The organism is Protofrankia sp. CiP1_Cm_nod2 (genome assembly GCF_920664355.1).
In the GTDB taxonomy this organism is placed as follows: domain Bacteria; phylum Actinomycetota; class Actinomycetes; order Frankiales; family Frankiaceae; genus Protofrankia.
This window is the reverse complement of sequence record NZ_CAKKTL010000274.1, coordinates 3298-6543: the sequence shown is the minus strand read 5'-3', so window position 1 is coordinate 6543 and position 3246 is coordinate 3298. Positions and strand designations below refer to the sequence as shown.

Annotated in this window: 3 protein-coding genes; all 3 read right to left on the bottom strand. The window is 73.8% G+C overall.

Going from position 1 to position 3246, the window contains the following annotated elements; all coding sequences use genetic code 11:
• Positions 1-109 precede the first annotated feature (109 nt).
• Positions 110-355: a hypothetical protein gene (locus tag NBW84_RS21430; protein WP_250286808.1), complete on the bottom strand. Its 246-nt coding sequence runs from the start codon at positions 353-355 to the stop codon at positions 110-112.
• A gap of 482 nt (positions 356-837) precedes the next feature.
• A complete protein-coding gene (locus NBW84_RS21425; protein WP_250286807.1) occupies positions 838-1302 on the bottom strand; it encodes a hypothetical protein in 465 nt (154 codons plus the stop codon).
• Positions 1299-3246, bottom strand: a 1948-nt coding sequence (locus NBW84_RS21420; protein ID WP_250286805.1) for an aminotransferase class I/II-fold pyridoxal phosphate-dependent enzyme, incomplete at its 5' end; no start/stop codon positions are given. The genes NBW84_RS21425 and NBW84_RS21420, both read right to left, overlap by 4 nt.

Genomic DNA, 3246 nt, shown 5'->3' with positions numbered 1-3246 from the left:
GGCCGGAACGCCGCGCGGCGGGCATGCGGCGGGCATGCGGCAGCCCGGGCGCGCGACCGCGCGACCGCGCGGCGCCGGTGCGCCCAGGGCTGACGGGAGCCGGGGAAGGTCAGTTCGGGCCGGGGGCTGCGTGCTCGCTCATCCAGGTCAGGTCCGGCACCCGGACCCGCAGCCGGTGCGCTATCTCCTCGACGGCCAAGCCCCGGCCGATCGCCTCGCGGATCGCCAGACCACGGACGGCACGCAGCCGCAGCCGCTGAGGATGGTCGTTCCAGAGCAGATCGTGAGCGACCGCTGCGCGCTCGACCGGGTCGGAGATCGCGATAATTTCGTCGAAGAGCAGCACAACGCCCATGGTCCTGCGATCGTGACCATCCAGCAAGAGCGCGCCGTGCCCGGATGGGCGCGGCCGTCCGAGGAGCTACCCTCGCCCGGCCCGGGCACGCCGGCTGTGTCCGGCCCGGGCACGCCGGCCTTGCCCGGCCCGGACACGACGGGCCGGGAGCGGGACGCGCCGGAGCTGTTCCGGGTCGGGCCGCCCGGCCCGCGTGATCCGCAGCGGCCGTTCGGCCACGGCCGCGGTGAGCTCCAGGAGCGGCCCGACCGTGGCCGGGCAGTCGATGAGGTGGGACTGCGGGTGCGCGGCCAGCCTCCGTCGGGCCAACGTCAGCCACAGGCGTTGGACGAGCCGTCCGAACTCCACCTCGCCAGACCTCGCCAGCCGGGCCGGTGCCTGCCGGGACCAGCAGCACCAGCACCGGACCGCCGTCCCGGGACGCCCTGGCCTGCCGCTGGGCCACCGTGTCGCGCAGACCGTGACGGCGTGGCTCCGGCTGCTCAGCCGGGACCATCGCGGTCGTGGCCGGTCTCCGGTGGCCGGGGCACCGGCCGCTCCTGGCCACCGGACGGCCGGGTGAGCGTCGGGACAGGGGCAAAACGGATGATCAGAAGGGCGGCCAGAACGCCGATCAGGGCATCGAGCAGGACGCCGGGGATGACGGCAGGGCCGCTGACGAGGGTGAAGAGCCCGACCGCCACCATCCCGCAGGCCAGGAAGGTGGCGACGGCCACGACGAGGACGAGCACGGCGGCACTGATGACCCGTCCGCCGTGGGAGAGGCCGCCGATGACGGCGTGCCCCACAGCGGCCCCGGCCGTTCGAGCCGTTCCAGGCATCCTGTTCGTCCCGGGTATCCCAGCCGTTCCGGCCCGCTCGGCGGCGGCTGTCGCGCGCGGGGCGTGCGGCGCCGTGGCCGCCGGGGCGTCCGCCAGCGCTGGCCCGGTGTGGCGGGCGGCACTCATCCGGCGTCCACCAGCTGGGATGGCACGGCGGCGTGCAGCTCGCTCGTGAGCGTCTCGACGGTCCATGCGATCTGTTCGGGGGTGTGCTCGCTGGTGATGAAGAAACGCAGCCGGGACAGGCGTTCCTCGACCGCCGGATACATGATCGGGTTGACGCTGATCCCGCGTTCGAACAGCGTGTTGGCCAGCTGGACGCTGCGTATCGAGCCGCCGACGATGCACGGGATGACCGGGGTCCCGGCGCTCGTCCCGGTGTTCACGCCGGCCTCGCGGGCCAGGCGCAGGAACAGGGCCGAGTTGTCGCGCAGCCGGGCCAGCCGGGCCGGCTCCCCCCGCATGACCCGCAGCGCGGCCAGCGCCGCGGCCGTGTTCGGGGGTGTCAGGCCGGCGCTGTAGACGAAGCCCGGCAGCGTGTAGCGCAGGTAGTCCACCAGGGCCCGGCGGCCGGCGACATACCCGCCGCAGCTGGCCAGCGACTTCGACAGGGTGCCCATCCACACGTCGACACCGCCGCGGTCCACGTCGAAGTGCTCGCCCGCCCCACCGCCGGCCGCGCCGATCACGCCGATGCTGTGCGCCTCGTCGACCATCAGCAGTGCGCCGTGGCGGTTGCGCACCTTGATCAGCTCGGGCAGGTCCGCGATGTCGCCGTCCATGCTGTAGACGCCCTCGACGACGATCAGGACCCGGCGGAAGCGGTGGCGCACCTGTGCGAGCAGCCTGTCGAGGGCCGCCGGGTCGTTGTGCGGGAACGGCCGGCGGGTCGCTCCGGACAGCCGGGCCCCCTGCAGGATGCTGTCGTGGGCCAGCGCGTCATGGACGATCAGGTCGCCGGGCCCGACGAGGTGGCCGATCGTCGTGACGTTGGTGGCGTGCCCGCTGACCAGGACGACGCAGTCCTCCACGCCGATCAGGGTGGCGAGCTCCGCCTCCAGCTCGCGGTGCGGCGGCCGGTCGCCGGAGAGGATGCGGGCGGCCGAGACGGAGGATCCGTACCGGTCCACCGATTCGCTGACCGCCGCGTTGACCTCCGGATGCCCGGACAGGCCCAGGTAGTTGTAGGTCGAGAAGCTCACCAGCTCCCGGCCGGCCACGACCGTACGGTCGCGGGCGTTCCCCTCGTGCAGCAGGAAGTACGGGCTGTGCAGGCCGAGCTGGTCGCTGAGCTCAAGGCGCTTGCGCAGCGCCACCACTTCGGGGAAGGCCGTGACGTCGGTGGCGGCGCTGTCGGGGCGCGGGTGCTCCCGGTGGCGGCCGTTGCCGTTGCCGTTGCCGTTGCCGACGGTGTCGAACAGCCCGTTCCCCGTGCCCTGTGGGTACAGCTGGGTGGCGAAGCCGTTGGAGTCCCGCGTCCGCGCGTCGATACCCGCTCCGATACCCGCTCCGAGGCCGATCCCGGTATCCGCTCCGGCACCGGCCTCCACGCTGGCCTCGATGCCGGCCTGACCAGGGCCGGCCGCTTCGGGCGCATCCCGGGCCGTCGGGCCGGCCGCCGCCGGGAGAAGGCCCGCGGAGCCGGCTCGCCGGGCCAGTACGGCTACCAGATCACCGACCGTGGTGATCTCGGCGATGTCCTCGGTGCGCACGGTCAGGCCCGGCCAGCGGCGTCCCAGCGCGTTCACCAGGTCGGTCATCATGATCGAGTCGAAGCCCAGATCCCCCACGAAGGCGTGCTTCTCGTGGATGTGGCTCTCCGGATAGGCGCTCAGCCCGGAGATGCTCTCGATCACCTGTGCCCGCAGCACGTCCCGGCCGCGGGCAGGTATGACCGCCCCCGCGGCGGACGTCGCGGTATGCGCCGCGGCCGCCGCGTTCCCGAGCGGGTCGTGTCCGCCCGGCGTAACGAGCGGCCAGGTGCCGCCCGCCGCCGCTGGCACGTCAGGCGCCGGCTGTCGCGGTATGGCCGCCCCGGAGATGCCGGCGCCGATCCGTGGCGCTCCGGCT

Excerpts from the sequence above, each read along its gene's own strand:
- NBW84_RS21430 (WP_250286808.1), bottom strand. The coding sequence starts at position 355 with ATGGGCGTTGTGCTGCTCTTCGACGAAATTATCGCGATCTCCGACCCG.
- NBW84_RS21425 (WP_250286807.1), bottom strand. The coding sequence starts at position 1,302 with ATGAGTGCCGCCCGCCACACCGGGCCAGCGCTGGCGGACGCCCCGGCG.